The sequence below is a fragment of the Mastigocoleus sp. MO_188.B34 genome (genome assembly GCF_030065675.1).
Taxonomy (GTDB): domain Bacteria; phylum Cyanobacteriota; class Cyanobacteriia; order Cyanobacteriales; family Nostocaceae; genus Mastigocoleus.
Genome location: NZ_JASJDK010000007.1, coordinates 11,129 through 34,113, shown reverse-complemented (window position 1 = coordinate 34,113; position 22,985 = coordinate 11,129). Strand labels below are relative to the sequence as shown.

Sequence of the window (22,985 nt, the reverse complement as noted above, 5' to 3'; positions counted from 1 at the left end):
ATTCAATTACGTTTTTTTGCTCATACCCAACCTTTGACTTCTGAATCCGTGAGGGTCATTTCTAATTTTGCGTATTCACTTTGAGTTGCAATCTTAATATGCTTCATCATCACTGGCTCACCAGAATCGGCTGCAATAAAAGCTGCATTCAAAGCAATGTTGCGAATGTTACCACCTGCCACATTTAACCTTGCTAGTTTGGTAAAATTCAGATCTTGAGTGGGTGTATTTTTGGGAAAAACGCGCCGCCAAATTTCCTGTCTTTGCTTAGCATCGGGGAAAGGATATTTAACAATAAAACGGATCCGACGCAGAAAAGCATTATCAATAGAATCTTTTAAATTAGTAGTAAGAATTGCTAAACCCTGGTATTCTTCCATGCGCTGTAACAAGTAACTTACTTCCATATTGGCGTAGCGATAAGCGCAAGCTCTGCGCATGCAATCGCGTGCGTCTTTAACATCAGAACGTTTACCAAATAATGCATCTGCTTCATCAAATAATAAGATTGCTCCCGCACCTTCAGCTGCATCAAAAATTCGTCGCAGGTTCTTTTCTGTTTCGCCAATATATTTACTGACAGTGGTGCTTAAATCTATACGGTAAAGATCTAAATTTAATTCATTAGCTAAAACTTCAGCAGACATGGTTTTACCGGTTCCGCTAACTCCAGAAAATAAAGCGCTAATACCTAAACCCCGTCCTCCTTTATCAGCAAATCCCCATTTTTGATAAACTTGGATGCGCTGTTGGATATGAGCAGCAATACTTTGTAAGGTCTGGATTTGAGTTTCACTTAAAACTAGATCGTCCCAAGTCGCTTTGAGGTGCATTCGTTGTCCTAGCTCGTCTAGTTTCGGTTGAGCTTGAGCGCGACAACTATTCCAAAGAGAGGAAGCTGAAGGTATTGATGGAATATGTGGTTTATCTATTTTGAATTCATCTGTTTCTAATTTATCTATTTCTAATTTATCTATTTCTGATTCATCTATTTTCGACTTATCCATTTTTAATTTACCTGTTGGAAGCTCATCCTTCGCCAATGCTTTGATATATGCAGAATTGATTTCCGGTGCAGTTAAATTAAAGTGGGATATAAGATTATTTATAACAACATTAGTTTCGGTATTTTGAGCACCAAGAACAGTTTGCCAAATTGTACGTTGTTCTTCGCTGCTGGGTTTGTAAACATCAAACGTAATAATGCTGCGCTGTTTGGGAGATATTCGCTCCCTACTACTGATAATTAAAGGACTTTTAATTAATCCAATAAACGATTTAATAATATTTAGTTGCTTGGAATCCCCAAGATCAATATCGTCGCAATCTAGCAATAGAGCAGATTTAGCTAAAAGCGCTTCTCGATCTAAAGTTTGAAGTAATAGATCTAATTCATCGGGTTGGCTTGGCAAAGTATGGGCAGATAAAACATACAATTTGAGTTGTAGCTGAGCACAAACAGCTTGGGCGATCGCCTGTTTGCTGGTAATTTCATCTCCACATAATTGAATTATCGATAAGTTACTTTGATTTTGGATTTCGTATGGAGAAAACCCCAGCCTTCGGATTCCATTTTCAGTGATTTCCAGTCCCCGGTTAGGGAAAAAAAGTTTAGGAGAGGATTTTTTTTGATTAATTGATAGATAAAGTAATCGGTCGGAGAATTGCTTCCAAGTTATTACTATTTGCTTTACAAGTTGTTGATGGGAATTTACTAATACGGGAATATCGTTTGTTTCTAGAGGTGTAACTACACCCATCAATAATTCGTTGAGATAATAGTTACCCAATAAATAATGAAATATTTGTTCATCAATTTGTAATGGCGCGTTCATTATAGTACTACTAACACCAACTTTGATTAAACAACAACGTCGCAGGGATGCATTGGGAGTAATTGCATCCCAATTCAATCCATCTAATGCGGTAACAGCCAAAGCGAAAGTAGGATAATTAAGATTCTCGTTACGTTGGGCTCTAGCACATAAATTAGACCAACTGCGATCGAGTTCCATTCCTGCACATAACAGCAACACATCCCGCTCAAAATCTGATAACCCAAAAATACGACATAAATTTCCTAAAGTAGATGAGTTAGAACTAAGTTCAGCGTCCGACGTGAGATTACTCGCTGTGGATGGAGAAATTTCTTGCGGGGATTTATTTTCCTGACGACTAATATAATTTACTACGGCTTGACGCACTGAACCTAAAGCTGCCGTCAAATAGTGTAAATTAAGTTCCTGGGGATAGTTATTCTCTGCTTCCATCAGTACCAATACATCTCCAATGATAAGGATAATTGTTCGATTTGAGGAATAAGATGCGCCCCACTGTGTAGCTCAGAAATCAAAATTTTTGATTGCAATTGGCGATAAATATTATACTTGTGCAGTTTATTTGATTTTTATTTGCTTTATGATAATTCAAAACATGATTTTAGAATAAAGTAAGATATTACACAAAAATCTATTGACTATATCGGTCGAAATCTACCGAGATATTCTTCATCAATGCGCTTGGGAACAGAATTAATCACCGGGTGTAAAGAAATGGTTTCAAAACTGCTATCCATGTATTGCTTGATTTGAGCAGGAGCAATTCCATAGGGTGGTCCTCCAGGACGATTGTGGGTAAAAAACACCGCTATCATTTCCCCTTCTGGCTTCAAAATAGAATTGACAACATTTACGTAATCGAAACGCCTTTGGGGGTCGATCGCACAAAAGCAGGTATGTTCGATGACATAGTCAAAATAGTTTTCAAATTCTGCAGACAGTTCGAATATGTCTCTCTGGATAAACTTTGCCGAAATACCTACTTTATCAGCAATGATTTGGGCATCCTCAATCGCTGAAGCAGAAAAATCAAATCCAATTACATCAAAGCCGTGGTCGGCAAATATTAAAGCATCGTACCCCCGTCCACAGCCTAAAACTGTAGCACGTCCTGGTTCTGGTGGATTGTCAGAGTGGAACAGACTTATAAAAGCTGGGGCTGCTTGTCCTAAATCCCAAGGCGTATTGTTTTCTTGATAACGATTTTCCCAATAGTCCGGATTATCAGTCAATGTCATGAATTTATGAAATAGGCACTAAAATTGTTTCCGATTAACAAAAACTAGAACTCAAAAATTCCTTCCCATGACCTAGACGTTAGCATTTGTTTTTCTAATTCTCCGTTCTCGTAATTCCAGTAACATTTGGGCGTGTTTCTCACGAGTAATAGGATAAAAATAAGCTAATATCAAGCCAGCGATTAACACTATTGCTGGTAGAGGTCCTATGGATACACGAATTACCTCTAATACGGAATCGGGTTGAATTGGTAAAGGAACATCTAAAGTGGGTTTAATATAACCTGCCGTCCCCAATCTTTGTAAAACAACACTAATGGCAATACCCAAACAAATTTTTTGGACAAAAACAACAAAACTATAAAAAACTCCTTCTCGCCGTTGTCCCGTTCTCAGTTCGTCCAGTTCAATTACATCTGGTAGCATTGACCATGGGATTAAATAAGCCACAGAAATTCCCAATCCAGCAATTACGGCTAAAGCGTACATCAATCCAACTTGACCGGGTTGAAGAAAAAATAATCCAACTTGGGCAATTATCCAGAAAATCGTTCCCAGAAAATAAACTGCTTTTTTGCCAATACGTTGACTAATGGAACTCCAGAAAAACAGCATGACCATAGCTGTTCCTTGTACTGCTAGGAGCACCAAGGTAATATGAATTTTTTCCAAACGCATCCAGCTGCTGACAAAGTAGGGGATAATACTAGCAGTCAACTGTACTGCCATCCAAGAACATAAATAAATACCCAGTACAAATAAGAAGGGACGATTATGTAAAACTATTTTTATTTGTTCCCCAAAAGACAGGGAAACTGGTTTTTCTAAATTGGCATTTTGTCTAGCAATACGTTGAGCCTGTTTTTTTGTTCCCCAAACACACAAATACAGTGGTATTATAGATAACAATGCGCAAATACCGCCCAAAAACATGTATTGTTGATTACTACTATTGGGAAAAACCCCTGACAGAATTAAAGCGATTACTAAAGCTAAGATACTGCCACTAATAGAGAAAGCAAATCGAAAGCTATTGAGGCTAGTGCGTTCGTTATAGTCTTCAGTTAATTCTGCTGTTAAAGCAGTATAAGGTAAATTGACAATCGTGTAGAAGGCATTAAACAAAATTGAAATTATAGTGTAGTACCAAAATAAACCCCACTGATTCAAATCCGGCACTATCCACTGGAGAAAAAAGAATAATCCAAAAGGAATTGCTCCCCAAATCATCCAGGGATAGCGTCTTCCTTCCTTACTTTGAGTGCGATCACTGGCAAAACCCACCATGGGGTCATTAACTGCATCCCAAATTTTACCTACTAGTTGGGTTCGACCTGCAAGTACGGGACTTAAACCAGCAACATCTGTCAAAAATGGAGACAAATAGGAAATCAAAATCATGCTTGTAATAGCTGTTCCTAAATCTCCGGTGCCAAAGGCTAGTTTTGTCCCAAAATTTATCTTACTTTCTGGTTCAGAATCATTTTCAATAAAACTATCAGAAGCATAATAGCTCATAATGTCGTACGCTCATATTAAGATGTATAGTTTTGTTCGGCTTTTTTAATTTTTAATTGTTGAACTTTTAGTTTTTAACTTGTAGTTTCTGAACTTGTAATTTTTGATTTTCTCCCCATGTCAGACCTTTACGTATCTTGGTCAGATTACCATCAAAAAATTGAACAACTAGCGGTTCAAATTTACCATTCCGGTTGGAAATTCAATCAAATTGTCTGCCTCGCTAGGGGGGGACTAAGAGTTGGAGACATTCTCTCCCGTATATACCAGCAACCATTAGCAATATTGGCAACATCTTCTTACAGTGGTTCTGGCAAACAACAAAGGGGTGAACTGATGTTTTCTAACCATTTAACTATGGCTAGCAAACAGTTGGGCTCACAAATTTTATTGGTCGACGACCTAGTAGATTCTGGAGTTACGCTCCAAGAAACTATACCCTGGCTGCATAGTAAGAGTGAATCTCCAATTGTGGAAATTCGAACAGCCGTAATTTGGTATAAAGCTTGCTCGGTGTTCACACCTGACTACTACGTTGATTATCTCTCAGATAATCCTTGGATTCATCAACCTTTTGAGGGTTATGAATTTATGAATCCGGCAGAATTAGTTGAAAAAACTAACTCGAAACAAGGAGAAATCCTTGCTCCCAAATCCTAAATAGGGCATATTGCCAAGCAATACTTATTTACTCAAAATAGCCACAACCACACCGGTAAGGTTACCAACAATAATATAGACCCTAATATTAACGTACTTACGCAGAGATTGGGATCGAGATTAAAAGTTTCAGCAATTACCAATGTTGCAAAAGCTGGTGGCATTGCCATTTGCAAAACTATCACTTTTGCTGCTTGACCGCTAATACCAAATATTGGTAAGGCGCTACCTAAAATTAAAGGTATTAACAGCATTTTGATAGTTAAGCTTGTGGTGACTAAAGGTAAATTATCCCAGGAATTTAACTGACTTAGTCGCATTCCAATTAATACTAGAGATAAACTTATGGCAATCATAGCTGATATATCTAGAAGGGCAGCACAAAAGTCAGGAATTGCTAACTCTCGAAATGCTAAACCAAAACCAAAACTCCACAAAGCAGGATTAATCAATACTGCCTTTGCGATCTGCCAATGTTCTTGAACGCGATTGCTAAAACGCGCTCCAATTAATACTCCCAAACCGTAAGCGGCAAAAAAGTTTCCCAGCAAATCATAAAATAATGCCCAGGCAAAGTAAGAATCACCAACTAAACTTAAAGTTACTGGAAACCCTATGTAACCGGTGTTGCCAATTATACTAGTTAATACAAAGCTACCAACAGTTGATTTCTGTAGAGGAGTTTGAGTGAAGTATTTTTTTGTTTTTAAAACAATAAAAACTAAGATTATCCCCAAAAAAACAGCTAAATAGGCAATTATTGGGGCAACCCATACTTCTCCAGATAATTCTGCTTTCCTCAAAAAAGCTACAATACTTATAGGTACGCCTACCCAGAAGAGTACTTGACCCAAATACCTCGTAACTTTAACTGGAAGTTTACGTCCTAAGGTAAATCCTACGAGGACTAATATTATTAGCCTAAAGTATAGTACTAGGAGATTATTCAAAATCAGTATTTCTTGGGGTCAAGATGTAAAATGGCACCTATTGTGTCTCTTACTCTCAAGTTTACAATCTTTTATGAAGATACTTAAAAACAGGAGTAGACCCTTGAATAATGCTGGGTTTCCAGAAGAGCCAGAAAATTCATCGCTTGAAATGGATGGGGATATTCCGGCAGCATTGCGCGATAATCCAGAGCAGACTTCAAAAATACGTCTCACGCCGTTTTTGATAATCAGTTCGTTTGTGGGTTTTTTGCTGCTGGCTACGGTTAGTGGTGTCTGGTTTTTTCTCACAGAAAATAACAGAAATACTCAAATAGCAGTGGAATCCAAGGTTGATCCACCTGTTGAGGATGAAAATCTTGAAGACCAAATAAATAATGATACGATTTTAGGTCATTTTTCTTACCCAGAAGCACCACTGTCAGAATTGATGCCAATTTCTGCCGACGGTCGGATAAAGATGCGTATATCTGCGGCTAAAAGATTTAAAGAAATGGCGGCTGCAGCCCGGGCTCAGGGGGTAATTTTAGCACCGCTTTCTGGTTTTCGCTCCGAAAAAGATCAAGATCCCCTATTCTTTGGTACTGCGGCGCGTCGCAATCAAACTCCTTCTGAACGAGCTGCTGTAAGCGCTCCTCCCGGACATAGCGAACATCACACTGGTTACGCGATTGATATTGGGGATGGAAAAGTTCCAGCAACAAATCTCAGTACTAAATTTGAGAATACTGAAGCTTACGAATGGTTAGAAGCAAATGCAGCAAAATATAATTTTGAGTTATCTTTCCCTCCTAATAATTCACAAGGTGTAAGTTATGAACCTTGGCACTGGCGTTTTGTCGGTGATCGCCATAGTTTAGAGACATTTTACAGAGCGAGAAACCTCAAACCAACTCCGGTATCTCCCTAATTAGGGATGACAAATGCTGCTAATTTATTATGATTGCAAAAGATAAAATAGCTATTCAGTGGGCAAATAGCCAATAATACTGTTATTCGAATTTGCTGTTATTTTCTAAATATTAGTTAGTTTGTATTACAGTTTAGGGATGAATCAAAAAATTTTGCCTCTTCTCTTTTCCAAATGTTCGAAATTTTGTTTTAATATTTGTCAAAAATATTTGATTTTTGTCAAAAATATTTGATTTCTCAGATTTTTCTATTTCAAAATTTGTTTTTTCAAGATATTTTTTCAGACCTTTTTTCAAATAACTCAAAATTAGCAATGGTAATGGAATGGGATTCTCGAACAAATTTTCTAATATTTTTATATTGAATTATCTAAAAAGTACCCATTACCCATTATCCATTACCGGTCATCATCTAATATTCAATCCCTGGTTGGGCTTTTACACCCTGGTCTCGGAATGGGTGTTTAATTAAATTCATTTCCGTTACTAAATCGGCGTGTTCTATCAAAGCTTGTGGAGCCCCTCTACCGGTTAAAATCACATGATTACTATGGGGCTTGTCTTCTAATCCCATTAAAATTTCATCAACTCTTAAATAACCAAGTTTAATCGCGATATTAATTTCATCCAATAACACTAATTTGAACTCCGGATTGCGGATGTATTCCCTTGCTTTTTGCCAAGCAGCAAGAGCTTTTTCGATGTCGCGATCGCGATCTTGAGTTTCCCAGGTAAAACCTTCTCCCATTGCGTGGAATTGAATTTGTTCTTCCCAAGGACCAAATACTTTTTTTTCTGCTGGTTCCCAGCCCCCTTTGATAAATTGAATGATAGCTACTTTATAACCATGACCTAGGGAACGTAGTATCATCCCCAAAGCCGCTGTAGTTTTACCTTTTCCGTTACCAGTATTAACAATAATTAATCCTTTTTCAGGTACGGCTTGCGCCATACGCTGGTCTTGAACTTCTTTGCGACGTTGCATCTTTTTACGATACTGTTCTTTTGTTAAAGATAAATCTTCTCTAATTGATGCATCGTTAGTTGTTTCTAAAGTTTCATTCGTTTTCATAAAATCCAAGCAACAATAACTATTTGTTAGTACGACAAAGCGGCAAAAACTACAATTTAATTCAAGTAAATTGCATCATAGTTTACCATTTTTATGCTAGGCAAACTCGCATTACATGCATCGGCTAAAACTCTACACAAGCGATCGCATTCAGAAACAATCTTTGAAGTAACTAAATAAATTGCCTAATATTCATAACTTAGGTAACCCCCAAGTGCAAAAGAGCATTGGCAAATTTATCTAAGTAAAATCACCGTCAAGATATAAAAGTTACATTACATCTTGATTTACAGAAAACGATCAGAAACTATGGTGGATGGATTTCCCAATATACTTGTTGATATTATTTAACATTTGCTTGATATCATTGATATTGTTAAATAACCATCTAATTAATTTATTACTACTGACCTAACCTTAAATATTTAATCTTAATTTTATATTTATCAAAAAACCTCTAATACCCCATCCCTTGGGGAAAATTTTTATTATCTTTTTTTGTTGCAATTTAATAATTTATTAATTATGGACATAATCTAAAGGAGAAAATGCAGAGTGAAGAGTCGGCAAACAAGCTTCATAATTTTGATCGCTGATGATGATGACGATGATTGTATGTTGACGCAAGAAGCATTAGCAGAAAGCCGACTAGCAAATGCAGCACGTATAGTAAAAGATGGTGAAGAGCTAATGGACTATTTGTATAATCGGGGTCAATATACTGACAAAAAACTTGCGCCTCGTCCAGATTTAATTTTTCTGGATTTAAATATGCCGAAAAAAGATGGTCGAGAAGCATTACGAGAAATCAAAGCAGATTCCCAGTTACGCTCAATTCCCATTATTGTTTTAACCACGTCAAAAGCTGAAGAAGATATCCATCAGAGTTATGATTTGGGTGCTAATTCGTTTATTATCAAGCCGATGACTTTTTCTTCTTTAGTCGAAGTAATGAAAACCATAGGGAAGTATTGGTTTGAAACTGTAAAACTGCCACTATAAGCAGTGGGAGACAAACAATATGAATAAGACCCCAATCAAAGTTCTATTATTAGATGATGATGAGGACGATTACATTTTAATTCGTGACTGGTTTGGCGAATTCCAGTCAGATTATTGTTCTGTGGAATGGGTTGATAATTATCAAGCTGCTAAAACTGCTATAAAAAATAATGAATTCGATGTTTACCTTATAGATTATCGCTTAGGCACTAGCAACGGGCTAGATCTATTACGCGAAGCCCAAGAGATGGGTTGTAGTGCTCCTATTATTTTACTTACAGGTAAAGGCGATCGAGAAATAGATATTGAAGCTATGAAAGCCGGTGCAGCAGATTACTTGGAAAAAAGGCAGATAAATGCACCTTTATTAGAACGTTCTATACGTTATGCGATCGAACGCAAGCAAACTCAGCAAAAAATTCGCGCCCAAGCAGCATTACTCGATATTGCAACCGATGCAATTTTTGTTTGCGATCTGGAACGTAAAATTTTATTTTGGAACAAAGCAGCAGAGTATCTTTATGGATATTCGAAAGAAAAAGCAATTGGGAAAAAGATATCGCAGTTGTGGCATGAAAAAAATTTACAGCAAATCGAAGCAGCCCAAAATACCTTAATTGAAAAAGGTGCTTGGGAAGGGGAATTACACCAAACAGCAAAATCTGGTAAAAATCTTATTGTTGAAAGTCGTTGGACTTTAGTCAGAGAATTCGACCACAAATCACAAACTATCCTAGTTGTAAATACTGATGTAACCCAGAAAAAGCTACTAGAATCACAATTTTTACGTGCTCAAAGACTGGAAAGTATTGGCACTTTGGCTAGCGGTATTGCTCATGATTTAAATAACGTTCTGGCTCCAATTTTAATGACTGCTCAGTTACTAGAATTACAACTTAAAGACGAACGTAGTAAAAAGTTATTACCAATATTAATTAATAATTCCAAACGCGGTGCAAATTTAGTTAAGCAAGTGCTTTCATTTACTCGGGGAATTGAAGGCGATCGCAGAATCTTACAAATCAGACATTTAATTTGGGAAATTAAACAAGTGGTCAGAGAAACTTTTCCCAAATCAATAGAAGTTTCCACTTACATTCCACAAAATTTGTGGACCGTTTCTGGCGATACAACCCAACTACATCAAGTACTAATGAACTTGTGTGTTAATGCCCGCGACGCCATGCCAAATGGCGGTAAGTTAAGTATCGCAGCCGAAAATATGGTTGTTGATGAAAATTACGCTCAAATGGATCTTGATGCCCGGGAAGGCAGTTATATAGTAATTAATATTACTGATACTGGGGTAGGTATTCGTCCAGACATTCTCGATCGCATATTTGAACCATTTTTCACAACAAAAGAACTTGGTAAAGGTACTGGGCTTGGACTATCTACTGTGCTTGGTATAGTTAAAAGCCATGGAGGTTTTATCCAAGTATTTAGTGAGATTGGTCATGGGAGTCAATTTAAAATTTATTTACCAGCCCAGCAAACTAAGGAGTATCAGGAAGAAGCAGACTTAGAATTTCCCCATGGTAATGGCGAGCTAATTTTAGTTGTTGATGACGAGGATTCAATTCGTAATGTGACCAAAACATCTTTGGAAACTCACAACTATAAAGCCATTACTGCTAAAGATGGAATTGAAGCTATTGCTTTGTACGCAGAACATCGCGATGAAATTTCCATTGTTCTTACAGATATGATTATGCCGTCAATGGATGGAATTACAACTATTCGTACTTTGCAAAAAATCAATCCTACGGTCAAAATAATTGCTGTTAGCGGACTTGCTACAACTGAAAAACTCAATGCGGTAACTAATATCGGTGTCCAAGCTTTTCTTGCCAAACCTTATACTGCTAAACAATTGTTGCAAACTATTGATAACGTGAGAATGGGTTAGTTGTCAGTTAACAGTTGTCAGTTAACAGTTACCAGTTACCGGTTTTGGATAACTATTACCCAATCCCCAATCCCCAATCCCCAATCCCCATCAAAAATTATGACCGACCATTCTGAATTGTTCGCTATAAATACAGCTTTTTATCGAGCATTTGAGAAAAAAGATATTAAGACCATGAGTTCGGTTTGGTCCCAGGGTACTGGGAGTATTTGTGTCCATCCAGGTTGGGATGTGTTGCGAGGATGGAAGGATATTAGCAAATCTTGGGAGAAAATATTTCAAAATACTGCATATATTGAGATAAATACGGATATTCATTCAACAGAAATTCGAGAAAACATTGCTTATATTGTTCTCACCGAGAATGTTATGCAGGTAGTAAATGGAAAAAAAATGGAAGCTAAATCATTAGCAACCAATGTATTTGAACTACTTGGTGGTAAGTGGTATTTGGTGCATCACCACGCTAGCCCGGTTGTACGTTGAAATTTGGTGATCGACCAGAAAATTTGGAAGTGGGAGGTCTTTGTTGTACTTGACAACGATGCAGGACAAATTCACGTTCGCAGTTTAAGTTGTTGTACTAACGAAGGATAAAATTTATCCCGTGCTGACGGGTAATATTTGTTTATATCCACTTGTTCAAAATTCTTTGCGAGTGGTAAATACCATAAGGTTAAAGACGCGATATTATGACCTTACGGGTTGCGCGCCCTTACGGACGTTCGCCCTTTGGGCGCGGGCTAGCACACTGCGTTAACGCGTCTCTACAAGCTCACTGTTAACTGAATATAACTTCAATCTTCCATTAACTCTACAGCATCACGTCCATCGTAATCTTGCAAGTAAACTTTGACGATTTCTTCTTTTGCTGTAGGTAATTGTTTACCAATAAAGTCCGGATGAATTGGAACTTCTCGATGACCACGATCTACCAAAACTGCTAATCGAATGGTTTCCGGTCTACCATATTCATTGACTGCATTTAACGCTGCTCGGGCTGTTCTACCTTTAAAAATTACGTCGTCTACCAGCAGAACCGTTTTCCCTGTTAAATCGATGGGAATATTAGTTTTTGCTGGCGTTCGCAAACTAATTTTGTCAAGGTCATCCCGATAAAAAGTAATATCTATCGCTCCAACATAAGGCGCAACCCCTTCAAGCACCTCTATATTTCTTGCTAAAGCTCGCGCCAAGGGAACGCCTCTAGAGTGAATACCAAGCAATACCAGTTGCGATAGATCGCGCGTTCTTTCTACAACCTCAGACGCTAAACGTGTTAGAGTACGACGAAGCTCTTCGGCGGAAAGAATTTCTACAACTTTAACTGATGCATTCATAGGCCGATACCACTGAGTCATTAATTATACAGATTTTCAAAATGGGAATCAAAGCAAAGTGGGTTGGAATGTAAAAATGAGTTTAAATTTATATCAATTATGCTCAATTACCCTTAATTCTCCTATTACAGCTTTGGGTTCGTCTTCCCTTTATTGGAAGAGATTAGGAACAGCGTAATATAATCCTATTTGTCATATGTAATTTGCCGGAGATACCATATTATATTCCTAATGGCTGTAAGAAGCCGATATCTTCCTTTATTGCTGGTATAAGCTATTTTTTCTGAATTTTTCTTTCTTAGTAAAACCAATAATGTCTGGTTCTTACTCTAATCATTACTTACTCAGGGCAAGAAAGAGTAGAGATGTCCCCCCCCCCAACCAAAGCAAAAAGCAAAAACGAGTAATTTGTAGAGCTTGAGCCAAAGAATCAGCCGTTATTGGATAAATTGATTTTCCTAAAAGTGGTTTATGCTTGGCTACACCACGGTACCAATTTGTCCCACCCATTTGTACCCCTAAAATCGCAGCATAAGCACATTCACTCCAACCCGAGTTAGGGCTGGGGTCTTTAACTGCATCTTGACAACAAATTTGCCAGACTCTTTGAGGCTTGCGTGAAATTAAAGCCAAGGTGATTACCGTTAACCGACAAGGAATCCAGGTGAGATAATCTTCCAAACGGGCGCTGAACCATCCGATATGAGTATATGGGGCTTCCCGATAACCCACCATTGAATCCAGGGTACTGCTGGCTTTATATGCTACGGCAAAAGGAACTGGTCCAATAAATGGTACAAAAGAACCAATGATTGCATAAAATAACGGAGCCATTACTCCATCGGTAGCATTTTCTGTTACTGTTTCTAAGACAGCACGTAAAATTTCTGATTCACTAAGATTGTCTGTGTCCCTACCAACATACTTGCTCAAGTTTGAGCGAGCTTGAGAAATGTTTCCAATTATTAAAGGTTGAACAACATTATCACAAGCAGCTCTTAAACTTTTAAGAGCAAAACAACTAGCAAGGAGAATAATTTGTAAAGTTATTCCTAAAAGTAGATGTATTGAGGTTGCAGTTTCAATTAATGACCAGGAAATAATACCACTACCAAAAATAATAATAACGCCAAGGATACTTCCTAATAAACGCTGGATTGCAGGGCGATCGCCAGATATTTTTAGGAAAAATTTCGTCAAGTAGGAAATTAGCCATCCGATAACTTGTACTGGGTGCAGCCAAGTTTCAGGATCGCCAATTAAATAATCTAAGCTAGCAGCAAAAATTAAAACAAGAATAGAAGTCATTTGTATTTTGCCCTTGGTTTTATCCACCTTTCTAGCGAAAGCTACGAAGATAGTTTTTTATTGTCATCTCATAACCAATAATGATGAATGACTAATGACAAATCACAAATAACTAAACCACAAAACTAGCTTCTTCACCTAACGAAGCTTGCCAACTACGAGCATCGTAATAAAGGTCAGCAAGGGTAATACTATATAGGGCTTCTTTGAGTTTTTCATGTAATCTTTGCCAAAGACTAAATGTTACCCAATCTTCCGGTTGTCCGGGAGAAGCTTGATGATGAGGTAGAGGTTCTACGGTTTCACCCACTGCTTCTAAAATTTCTCCTAATGATATTTTTGCCGGTTGTCGTGCTAATTGATATCCACCATGGGCACCACGAATAGATTTCACTAAACCTGCACGACGCATTTCTATTAATAATTTTTCCAGATATGGAGCAGGAATATCTTGTCGTTTCGCGATTTTTCTAGTCGATACTAGACGATTATCTGGCTGCAAGCTTAAATCTAACAATGCTTTGACACTGTAGTGTCCTTTAGTGGTAAGTTTCATTAGGGCAAGTTTTGTTTTTCTTTATGTCAATTACTAATATTATTTTGGAATAAGCATATAAAAACCATTCATAATCTCTTAACTATTAAATATATGCGAGTTAGCTATAATCAGTTACTTTAGGAATCTTAAACAATAACAATCCGCTAGTAATTTACAAACTATATATATTTATCGTGATTGAGAGCATATAAAATAGATTTCTAAGGTGAATATTAATAATCATGCAACATTTACATCGATGAATGTAATATACTTGGCTAAGCTGATATAAAAAGTTAAAGGATATTGTTCCCGCAAAGCAAAATGTCAGCTAAAATAAAATCGATTCCACCGGTTAAACAATTCATTTTCGACCTAAGTTGATGGCTAAACAGAAAAAGATTGAACCTCTAGTTGGTGAAGAACTTCTCAAGAAAGTCAAAGAACTAGAAAACCTAAGTAAAGAAGAAAAAGCTAAAGAGTGTGGCTACTATACCGTTACTAAGAATGGTATAGAACGCGTCAATATGATGAAATTCTTAAATGCTCTAATTGATGCTGAAGGTATTCAGTTAGATACTTCTGCTGGCGCTAATGGACGTGGGGGACGTAGTGCTAGCTATAGAATTAGCGTACAGTCTAACGGCAATTTATTAATAGGTTCGGCTTATACAAAACAAATGAACCTCAAACCTGGAGATGAATTTATAATCACCCTAGGTAAAAAGCATATTCGTTTGAGACAAGTAGATTCAGACGATAGTGAAGTTGGCGAAGCAATGGAAGCTACAGCATAAAATATTTATTATTTAATGGCTAACGCCAAGCAATACCTACGGTACATTACGCTGAATGCGATTCTGTTATTAGTCATTAGTTATAAATCGATGGTCAATAGACTTTTTGTCTGTTGGCTATTGCCTAATATCTAATATCTGATATCAGCCTTTATGTAGAGCTTGCTGTTTCTTATTTTCTGTAGATAGCCAGTAAATTAACTATAAATGATTTGTTTCGGTTCAAGAAAAAATACCCTTGCATCTGTGTTTTACTTTTGACCAAATTAGTCATTTCTAACTCAAATCAGACGATATTACATGATTTTCCTAGCATTTCAGTAGTAAAATTGATATCTGAGAAAAAAGTGACATTTTTAAGTAAAGATGCCCTATGCTATGGAGTAATGTATCTCTGCTTTTGATGTCATACATATTTATAAGAGTTGCCCAACAAATTACGAACGTTGAGGCAGCTCTTTTAAATTTTACTTAATTGCCAGCCTACTACATTGCTATTGAATAATATTTATTTAATTATTTGGTTTTTTTGGGGATAAAATAGTATTTTTTATTTTCTTTCATAACTTAAATTTATCAGTAAAAATACGCGTAAATTTGAATTGAGTTAAGATTTGTTCAAAACTGAATACCTTGCTTGGACTCCTTGTAGGAAAATATTTGTGTATCAGCTATTAATAAAAACCAGCTAAGTTGTATATTTTAAGATTAATTTTCTTGTATGTAAGATGTGACACATTTAAATCGAAAAGAAAAAGCAGTAGTGTAATTTAAACTAATAAACTCGATGGCATTCTTTAACAGGTTTTGAGTAAAATAATTAAACTCGAACAAAAACTTAGTTCGGGAATTTATTGTCTCTAGAGCCAGCCATGACTTTACTAACAGATCGAGTCAAACAAAATAAAAATAATAAAAAATTTAAAAATTCTCTCTTATTTGCGATCGTGAGAGATGATTGAATGAACCTCTAGATAATGAACCCCTAGATACAAGTAAGGAATAACTCTGATATGCAAAACTTTGATAAAACTAATAGATTGTCCTAATAGATTATCCAAAATTTTATCTGCATAATGCTTAAATAGTAGTAAATTAAATCTTTGGGGTGAGTTCTAAGTGAGGCTTATGCCTCCAAGAAGTCAATCTGTTTGGAGTTTGAAATGAGATTGGATGCAGCAAAAATTAATTGTGTCGTATTAATCACATTAATCTGCTGTAATATTCCAAGCGCAAAATTAAAGGTCACACTGTCAAATCGATATTTTCAAGTTCATAAAGTTCGCGCTTTCAAGTTATTGCTTTAAAGTTTACGGTTCCAAGTTCATAATTTTGACTTGGATATTTCGGATTCAAGATTTCAAATTCAAGATTTCAAATTTAAAACTTTTGGATATGCCGAGTCATCTTCAAGTAAATCTAGCTATACTCGTGTTGCAGCTGTTAAACGATAGTAAGTTGAAACGCAAGCGTAAGACTAGTGGTCTATCAGATTTGAGCAAAGCAGATGGAGGTACAGCACTGCTATGCTAAGCCTCTACGCTATGAAAGATAATTTTAATATCCAATGGTTTACATCATGCAAATATGATGAACTTCTATGCATCTGTATGCAAATTATTGACGTCTTTCTTGACGTAATGTTTAAAGGTTCTGTGGTATTTGCAATATTGTAAAACTTTAATGCTAAGTGGGTTCGATTTGACGGACTATATCAGTTGATATGAAATGAGGCATTCAATAAATAAGACCAATATCGATCAAGATCTGCATTTTTGGAACATCAATATAGATATTGTTATACAGCGATTAAGTGGACGAGGCTGACTAATTAAATGAATACGCACACATTTGATAATCATTATCTTACTTGCCCGATTTGTCAGAAAGATGCGGCTCCTAAGCCGATTAAAAGCTGTACAGGATTATACACTTGTCCGTATTGTCAAGAACGAATAGTAGTTTGCAAGAGCGGTAATTATGTTCGAGACCCGTTTGTGCTCAAGCGAATAATGATTTCATCAACTCTGCGCCGCCAAAGTCAACCAATAGCGAGAATTTTACGGGATTTTGTTCTTCTTAAACGTCCTTTGCTTTCCTTTATGGTGGGAATTTTTATTGTTTTGGGAGTACTAGCTACTAGCCAACAACATACAGATACAAATAATACTACCCATCAAGAACTAAACACTGAAAAGCAAGAGTAGAAAAACAAAAAAAAATCCCAGCGAGTTTTTCCCTCTGGGATTCATAGCCTCTTCCACAGTTTTCAGTAAGAGTATATCAAATAATACTTTAATGTTGCGGTATACATCATTTCTAAATAGGAGTTTTTTACTAGATATTTACTCTTGTAATCTTTTTCGCTCAAGGGTTAGGAGATTATAGGAGATACAATTCATAAGCTATATATAAACTAGATTTTATTTTGTTCAGTGTTTTTTGTAACTAAAACCCAATTATCAGTTTCCCCAACTACATTGATCGATTTTTGAGATAGACTTGCCAAAGTTGGCTTGTCCACAAGTAAGTAAGGATGTTTTTCTGTTTGCAAAATATTCAAAAGTTTTTGCAGTTTTCCTATTTCTGGTGTGGGAATAATGATGCGATCGCTATAAAAGTTTAAAGAAGGGCGATTTTCTGCAAAGGAAGTGTAAATTTTTCTCGTCGGTGGGTTAACTTGTTGAATCATTGCAGCGACGGGCTTCACTGGATATCTTTCATTAAGTTCCCAAAGCCAATGATTTGATGTCATTAATAATATTAAAGAGATATAAGTTCCCCATAAAAGAATTATAATAAACTGTTTGTCACCTTTTTGCATCAAAGTCGCAGTTAAAATCATTGTGATGGAAAGTGTGACAAAAATCACTGCCAAATCTACTTCAGGTGTGAGGCTAAAAGCAAAATAAATACTACCACCTGTGGCTATTACAGCAATCAAAATTAAAGTAACAAACCAACTTCGGGGATAAGGTGTAAGTAGGGGTAGATTTTCTGAGTTGACTAATAAGGCTCCGCAGGATAAAGCAATGCTCGGATAAATCGGAAAGACGTACCATGGAAGTTTGGTACTCATGAAAGAAATGGTAACTAAATAAACTCCAAACCATACAATGATTAATTTTGCCCAACTTAAGTTGCGATTAGCCCAAGTAAAACGTAGACTGGATGGGAAAAAAATCAGCCACGGGAAGCTATATTTTAAAATTTCTAATAAGTAGTACCAAGGTTGTCCTTTATTTCCCTCAACAGGTTGCCAAATACGACTGAGGGATTGTTGTACTAAACCTTCATTGGTGAAAATATCACTGTAGCGCCATATCTGAGCTCCGTACCATGATATGACAGGTATGCTACCGATGAAAATAGCCAGCCACATATAAGGGCTAAAAAGTAGGCGAGGGGTATCCCAAAAAATAAAAATAATCGCAATGCTTCCCAATAAGATACCCAACATTCCTTTTGTCAAGCAAATTAAACCAAATCCAATCCCCACACCCAAGCTGTAACGCATATCACGACGCGCTTTTAATAAGCACAGCATCATCACCATAAAAAAGCATAATGCAGCTCCATCCAGCATCGCTAAACGACCGTGACGGACTACCGGTAACATCGTCAGATAAATTAATGCACTGTAGACACAAACCAAACGCTGACGGAATATTTCTCGCCCGATGCAATAAAGCAAAGGTACAGAAAAAGCTGTTAAAATTGCCCCTGGTAGACGAGTTGTCCATTCATTTACACCACCCAAAGAATAAGTCCACGCAATTAACAAGTGCACTAAAGGTGGTTTGTTATGGTATGGTTCTCCTGCGATGGTTGGATACAGCCAAACCATAGAATCTGTTGGAGCACGCCAAATATCTCGAGCGACCTGTGCTACAGTACCTTCATCCCAATCCCTTAGTGGTAAACTCCCTAAATCAATCGTAAAAATTAATACTGCCGCAGATAGTAAAACTAGGAACCATACAAAATCAATTCGTTTTGCAATTGCAGGATATGTTATTTTTGCATCACTCCAACTAAAGCTTTTTCTTGGCATAATCTCAGAAGTTATTTTGCTTGGCGATCAACATGTTCCATAGCCCCATAAGGGTAATAATAGTTTTTTGGTTTAATCAAATTAGGTTGATAGCGGTCAGTAAAAATTTTATATGTTCCCGAAAGCGAACATTATAACTTTGTAATATTTGCAAAAAAACTCACAACTTGAATTGGTTTGACGTTTATTTGATGCTTCATAAATTTTAAATTTAAATTTAACTTAAAATTAAATCTAAAATTAAATCTCAATGTGAAATGAAAACTTAAATACGTTAAAACTCTTAATTTATCTTTAGATAAATTTCAAGTGTTTGAACTGGTTATCCTTGAAATCAGTTATTTCCCATGAGTAGTTATCTTTTTTGACATTACTACCTCATTTTTATTAAATTTGTTACCAAAGATTCTTATTACTAAATATTTTGCCTGGAAAGTTTGCATAATCGATAGCAACAAAAAATATTTATACCCCACAGGAGCTACTAAGGTGAATTTACCCCTAATTTTTGATGTTACATTAGGATTAATCTTTATTTACTTGAGTTTGAGCTTACTTGCTGCAGAAATTCAAGAAATGATTGCAACAGTATTTCAATGGCGAGCCCAACATTTAAGAAAATCTATAGAAATTTTATTAGGTGGTGATGCGCGTACGTCGGAAGAAGCAAAAGTAATTTATCTTGCAAACAAGATTTACAGCAATCCACTAATTAAAAGTTTAAATCAAGAAGCCAAAGGATTTATGGCTACATTACCACGACGTTTTACCTGGTTGTTTGCGAGATTATATCGCCTATTCAAAAAACCGAGAGCGGGAATGGGTCAAAACGAAACTTTTTTTGGTGAAAAGCAGCGTAGCGCACCTTCTTACATTCCTGGTGGAAGTTTTGCTTCTAGTTTACTCGATACTTTACATCTTCCTGAATTAGTGCAAAACTTGGTTGAATCAAGATTAGAATTATTTACAAAAGAACGTTTAACAGAAATTCAACAAGTTTTAGATAAGTTAAGTCAGGAAAATAGTTTAGACGAAGACTTTCAAGTTTTTCTCAATAATGCAAATCGAGAATTTATTCAGTTAGAAGCAGATTTTGAACGAGCTGTTTTAAACTTTGAGGAAAAAAAAGCAACTTTAAATGGAACAATTAGTTACTTAGCTACTAGTGTAGAACGATATATAGATAATTTAAAATTAAATGTTGGTGATAATGAACTATCAAAACGAGCTATTTTCCGTTTAAAATCACTACATAAAGAGATGTTCTCCGATTTTGACAGAACAATTTTATTGGCAGGACTAAGACCTAATATTAATGAAGTAATAAAATTAGTAGATACTAGTACAGATGTTTATCAACAAGCCGCAAAAGTTTTAAAGAGAAAGGATAACGCTACTCATCAAAAGATTGAAACATTTATTCAAAATTTACCTCCATCTCTATCTGATAACCTGACAGCAATGGCTCGAGGTGTTCGAACAAAAGTAATTGATACAGAAGAGGGAATTATTTCGCTACGCAGACATCTGGAGAACTCATTTGATAAATCTATGGATAGAGCATCCGGTGTCTACAAGCGTAATGCTAAAGGAGTTGCAGTACTGATTGGTTTATTACTTGCTTTAGGTGCTAATGCGGATACTTTCCATATGGTTAGCAGGTTATCAAAAGATTCTGTTTTACGTCAGACCGTCACTCAAAATGCAAGTAATGTTTTGAGTCAAAAGAGTCAAGAAACTGGTGTAATAACAGCACAAGAAATGCAAGTTCATTTAAGGGATATCAAAGAATCAACGGACTCAGCATTAACAGATATTTCTTTACCTGTGGGATGGACAGAGACAAATTTACGAAAACAACTAGATTGGGATTCTGAAGCAGAAACGGGAGCAAGATCACAAGCAGGTGTGAAGACATTAACGAGTTATCAAGGATTAGAGGGAGGACAAACTAATAATTCTGATGGTATTCCTTTGTTTCAAAAAATTATTAGCTGGACTTTTAGTGGATCAAATTTATTCCCACAGAAAATTTTACGTTGGGGTTTTATATTTGTTGGTTGGATTGTTAGTGGTATTGCGATTTCTATGGGTGCACCATTTTGGTTTGATATGATTAATCGACTTGTTAATGTTCGTAATACTGGTAAGGTTCCAACGCAACCACCTTCTAGAAATATCGATAGTGAGTATTATTAAAGGGGAAGAGGGAACGGGGAACAGGTGAGTATTTTAGAGATATTTCAATCCCGTTTCCGGGATTAAGTAATTAGAAACTTGCTTATGAAAAGATAAGCGAGTATGGGGACGCAAGCAGTTTCAATCCCGCAAGCGGGATTAAGTAATTAGAAACTTGAAACCTCTTTTATATCTGATTAAGAATTGAACGTTTCAATCCCGTTTCCGGGATTAAGTAATTAGAAACCTATCAAAAGTAATAGAAAAACTGATCCTGCAGCTAAGTTTCAATCCCGCAAGCGGGATTAAGTAATTAGAAACCCCCGCCTACAAACGGCTCAACGTAACGATTGAAGTGTTTCAATCCCGCAAGCGGGATTAAGTAATTAGAAACAGGGGTATAGAGTATGTGTGTTTAGAAGCACAGTTGTTTCAATCCCGCAAGCGGGATTAAGTAATTAGAAACCATATAGCCAATAATATCTGCTACTCCCGTACTATGTTTCAATCCCGCAAGCGGGATTAAGTAATTAGAAACTTTAAATAGTAAGCGTCGTGACTGGAAAGTAACAGGTAGTTTCAATCCCGCAAGCGGGATTAAGTAATTAGAAACCTCCAAATTTGCAACTTGATTCTCAAGATCCACCACGTTTCAATCCCGCAAGCGGGATTAAGTAATTAGAAACATCCGAGTATGGATGCAACAAGTTACAGGCTGGAAGTTTCAATCCCGCAAGCGGGATTAAGTAATTAGAAACAATCGTATTTATGATTTCCTTCAAATGAAACATTTCGTTTCAATCCCGCAAGCGGGATTAAGTAATTAGAAACTCACAGATTAGAGCTAGAAACAGACACCGCGCATTTGTTTCAATCCCGCAAGCGGGATTAAGTAATTAGAAACAGCAACGCCTACAAACCCAGCAACAAAAGCATTAAGTTTCAATCCCGCAAGCGGGATTAAGTAATTAGAAACAAATACGCAAATGAGGTGTCATTCCTAAACCAGGTAGTTTCAATCCCGCAAGCGGGATTAAGTAATTAGAAACCAGGAACAATAATGTGTACACTGTCTACCCGGCAATATGTTTCAATCCCGCAAGCGGGATTAAGTAATTAGAAACCTTTGACTTGACTCAAACCAAAGAAGGCAAAAAAGTTTCAATCCCGCAAGCGGGATTAAGTAATTAGAAACAATACAAAGTTTGTATATCCTTATCTCCGACTGAAGTTTCAATCCCGCAAGCGGGATTAAGTAATTAGAAACTTGATTATTGTGCTGTAATAATCCCTCCAGATGAAGTTTCAATCCCGCAAGCGGGATTAAGTAATTAGAAACGGCAAAAGCACAACCTTAAAAATGATTGCTAAGATTTGTTTCAATCCCGCAAGCGGGATTAAGTAATTAGAAACTAAACTTGCTCTTAGATTGGGCATTCAAAAATAATGTTTCAATCCCGCAAGCGGGATTAAGTAATTAGAAACATTGTTTCTTCAGCCCGTTCATAGAAACACCCGCCCGTTTCAATCCCGCAAGCGGGATTAAGTAATTAGAAACCTTTAGAAGCACGTAAGTACTCATCAAAATTGACACGCTCGTTTCAATCCCGCAAGCGGGATTAAGTAATTAGAAACTCACGACGGCTCAGTTTTGAATACGGTTGTTTTATAT

At 36.6% G+C, this 22,985-nt stretch carries 17 protein-coding genes and 1 CRISPR repeat array (1 of these 18 cut by a window edge); of the genes, 8 read left to right on the top strand and 9 right to left on the bottom strand.

The window, feature by feature from the left end; translation table 11 throughout:
* Positions 1 to 20: 20 nt before the first annotated feature.
* From QNJ50_RS02830 to QNJ50_RS02820, 3 genes are all read right to left on the bottom strand, one after another.
* Positions 21 to 2,270, bottom strand: a complete 2,250-nt coding sequence (locus QNJ50_RS02830; RefSeq protein WP_300631762.1) for an ATP-binding protein — start codon at positions 2,268 to 2,270, stop codon at positions 21 to 23.
* 206 nt (positions 2,271 to 2,476) lie between these two features.
* Positions 2,477 to 3,076: a methyltransferase domain-containing protein gene (locus QNJ50_RS02825; RefSeq protein ID WP_300631760.1), complete on the bottom strand. Its 600-nt coding sequence runs from the start codon at positions 3,074 to 3,076 to the stop codon at positions 2,477 to 2,479.
* Positions 3,077 to 3,148: 72 nt separating this feature from the next.
* Complete coding sequence (locus QNJ50_RS02820; protein WP_300631758.1) at positions 3,149 to 4,594, bottom strand: MFS transporter; 1,446 nt, start codon at positions 4,592 to 4,594, stop codon at positions 3,149 to 3,151.
* A 117-nt stretch (positions 4,595 to 4,711) separates the two neighbouring features.
* Between QNJ50_RS02820 and QNJ50_RS02815 the strand changes: the two genes are divergently transcribed.
* Complete coding sequence (locus QNJ50_RS02815) at positions 4,712 to 5,254, top strand: phosphoribosyltransferase (protein ID WP_300631756.1); 543 nt, start codon at positions 4,712 to 4,714, stop codon at positions 5,252 to 5,254.
* A 32-nt stretch (positions 5,255 to 5,286) separates the two neighbouring features.
* On the opposite strand, the gene QNJ50_RS02810 is transcribed toward QNJ50_RS02815, so the two are convergent.
* Entirely contained in the window at positions 5,287 to 6,204 is a 918-nt protein-coding gene (locus QNJ50_RS02810) for an AEC family transporter (protein ID WP_300631755.1), read from the bottom strand.
* 103 nt (positions 6,205 to 6,307) lie between these two features.
* Between QNJ50_RS02810 and QNJ50_RS02805 the strand changes: the two genes are divergently transcribed.
* Positions 6,308 to 7,114 (top strand): M15 family metallopeptidase, encoded by an 807-nt coding sequence (locus tag QNJ50_RS02805; protein WP_300631753.1) that lies wholly within the window; start codon positions 6,308 to 6,310, stop codon positions 7,112 to 7,114.
* A gap of 413 nt (positions 7,115 to 7,527) precedes the next feature.
* Here QNJ50_RS02805 and cobO read toward each other — a convergent pair whose 3' ends face one another.
* Entirely contained in the window at positions 7,528 to 8,187 is a 660-nt protein-coding gene (gene cobO, locus QNJ50_RS02800) for a cob(I)yrinic acid a,c-diamide adenosyltransferase (RefSeq protein ID WP_300631751.1), read from the bottom strand.
* 555 nt (positions 8,188 to 8,742) lie between these two features.
* Between cobO and QNJ50_RS02795 the strand changes: the two genes are divergently transcribed.
* The 3 genes from QNJ50_RS02795 (at position 8,743) to QNJ50_RS02785 (ending at position 11,584) form a co-directional block, all read left to right on the top strand.
* Complete coding sequence (locus tag QNJ50_RS02795; protein WP_300631750.1) at positions 8,743 to 9,189, top strand: response regulator; 447 nt, start codon at positions 8,743 to 8,745, stop codon at positions 9,187 to 9,189.
* A gap of 19 nt (positions 9,190 to 9,208) precedes the next feature.
* Positions 9,209 to 11,098 (top strand): response regulator, encoded by a 1,890-nt coding sequence (locus QNJ50_RS02790; protein ID WP_300631749.1) that lies wholly within the window; start codon positions 9,209 to 9,211, stop codon positions 11,096 to 11,098.
* Positions 11,099 to 11,197: 99 nt separating this feature from the next.
* A complete protein-coding gene (locus tag QNJ50_RS02785; protein WP_300631747.1) occupies positions 11,198 to 11,584 on the top strand; it encodes a nuclear transport factor 2 family protein in 387 nt (128 codons plus the stop codon).
* Positions 11,585 to 11,895: 311 nt separating this feature from the next.
* Here the strand turns inward: QNJ50_RS02785 and pyrR are convergent, their stop codons facing one another.
* The 3 genes from pyrR to QNJ50_RS02770 all read right to left on the bottom strand — a co-directional run bounded on the left by pyrR (position 11,896) and on the right by QNJ50_RS02770 (position 14,302).
* Positions 11,896 to 12,438, bottom strand: coding sequence for a bifunctional pyr operon transcriptional regulator/uracil phosphoribosyltransferase PyrR (pyrR, locus tag QNJ50_RS02780; protein ID WP_300631745.1), 543 nt, complete (start codon positions 12,436 to 12,438; stop codon positions 11,896 to 11,898).
* Positions 12,439 to 12,774: 336 nt separating this feature from the next.
* The gene (gene cbiB / locus QNJ50_RS02775) at positions 12,775 to 13,746 is read right to left on the bottom strand and encodes an adenosylcobinamide-phosphate synthase CbiB (protein ID WP_300631743.1); all 972 of its coding nucleotides are present in this window, start codon (positions 13,744 to 13,746) and stop codon (positions 12,775 to 12,777) included.
* Positions 13,747 to 13,858: 112 nt separating this feature from the next.
* Entirely contained in the window at positions 13,859 to 14,302 is a 444-nt protein-coding gene (locus QNJ50_RS02770; RefSeq protein WP_300631741.1) for an RrF2 family transcriptional regulator, read from the bottom strand.
* A 365-nt stretch (positions 14,303 to 14,667) separates the two neighbouring features.
* Here QNJ50_RS02770 and QNJ50_RS02765 point away from each other — a divergent pair, with 365 nt between their 5' ends.
* On the top strand, positions 14,668 to 15,081 hold the full coding sequence (locus QNJ50_RS02765; protein ID WP_027843923.1) for an AbrB family transcriptional regulator: 414 nt from the start codon (positions 14,668 to 14,670) through the stop codon (positions 15,079 to 15,081).
* 1,835 nt (positions 15,082 to 16,916) lie between these two features.
* Complete coding sequence (locus QNJ50_RS02760) at positions 16,917 to 17,288, top strand: hypothetical protein (RefSeq protein WP_300631737.1); 372 nt, start codon at positions 16,917 to 16,919, stop codon at positions 17,286 to 17,288.
* 209 nt (positions 17,289 to 17,497) lie between these two features.
* Here QNJ50_RS02760 and QNJ50_RS02755 read toward each other — a convergent pair whose 3' ends face one another.
* Entirely contained in the window at positions 17,498 to 19,135 is a 1,638-nt protein-coding gene (locus QNJ50_RS02755; protein ID WP_300631735.1) for a glycosyltransferase family 39 protein, read from the bottom strand.
* Positions 19,136 to 19,624: 489 nt separating this feature from the next.
* Here QNJ50_RS02755 and QNJ50_RS02750 point away from each other — a divergent pair, with 489 nt between their 5' ends.
* Entirely contained in the window at positions 19,625 to 21,334 is a 1,710-nt protein-coding gene (locus QNJ50_RS02750; protein ID WP_300631733.1) for a hypothetical protein, read from the top strand.
* Between the two features lie 41 nt (positions 21,335 to 21,375).
* A CRISPR array of direct repeats spans positions 21,376 to 22,985; the repeat unit is 37 nt; unit sequence GTTTCAATCCCGCAAGCGGGATTAAGTAATTAGAAAC (it continues 5,143 nt past the right edge of the window).

Bases quoted from the DNA above. Each gene is read 5' to 3' on its own strand.
- QNJ50_RS02830 (WP_300631762.1), bottom strand. From the start codon at position 2,270: ATGGAAGCAGAGAATAACTATCCCCAGGAACTTAATTTACACTATTTG.
- QNJ50_RS02825 (WP_300631760.1), bottom strand. From the start codon at position 3,076: ATGACATTGACTGATAATCCGGACTATTGGGAAAATCGTTATCAAGAA.
- QNJ50_RS02820 (WP_300631758.1), bottom strand. From the start codon at position 4,594: ATGAGCTATTATGCTTCTGATAGTTTTATTGAAAATGATTCTGAACCA.
- QNJ50_RS02815 (WP_300631756.1), top strand. From the start codon at position 4,712: ATGTCAGACCTTTACGTATCTTGGTCAGATTACCATCAAAAAATTGAA.
- cobO (WP_300631751.1), bottom strand. From the start codon at position 8,187: ATGAAAACGAATGAAACTTTAGAAACAACTAACGATGCATCAATTAGA.
- QNJ50_RS02790 (WP_300631749.1), top strand. From the start codon at position 9,209: ATGAATAAGACCCCAATCAAAGTTCTATTATTAGATGATGATGAGGAC.
- QNJ50_RS02785 (WP_300631747.1), top strand. From the start codon at position 11,198: ATGACCGACCATTCTGAATTGTTCGCTATAAATACAGCTTTTTATCGA.
- pyrR (WP_300631745.1), bottom strand. From the start codon at position 12,438: ATGAATGCATCAGTTAAAGTTGTAGAAATTCTTTCCGCCGAAGAGCTT.
- cbiB (WP_300631743.1), bottom strand. From the start codon at position 13,746: ATGACTTCTATTCTTGTTTTAATTTTTGCTGCTAGCTTAGATTATTTA.
- QNJ50_RS02770 (WP_300631741.1), bottom strand. From the start codon at position 14,302: ATGAAACTTACCACTAAAGGACACTACAGTGTCAAAGCATTGTTAGAT.
- QNJ50_RS02765 (WP_027843923.1), top strand. From the start codon at position 14,668: ATGGCTAAACAGAAAAAGATTGAACCTCTAGTTGGTGAAGAACTTCTC.
- QNJ50_RS02760 (WP_300631737.1), top strand. From the start codon at position 16,917: ATGAATACGCACACATTTGATAATCATTATCTTACTTGCCCGATTTGT.
- QNJ50_RS02755 (WP_300631735.1), bottom strand. From the start codon at position 19,135: ATGCCAAGAAAAAGCTTTAGTTGGAGTGATGCAAAAATAACATATCCT.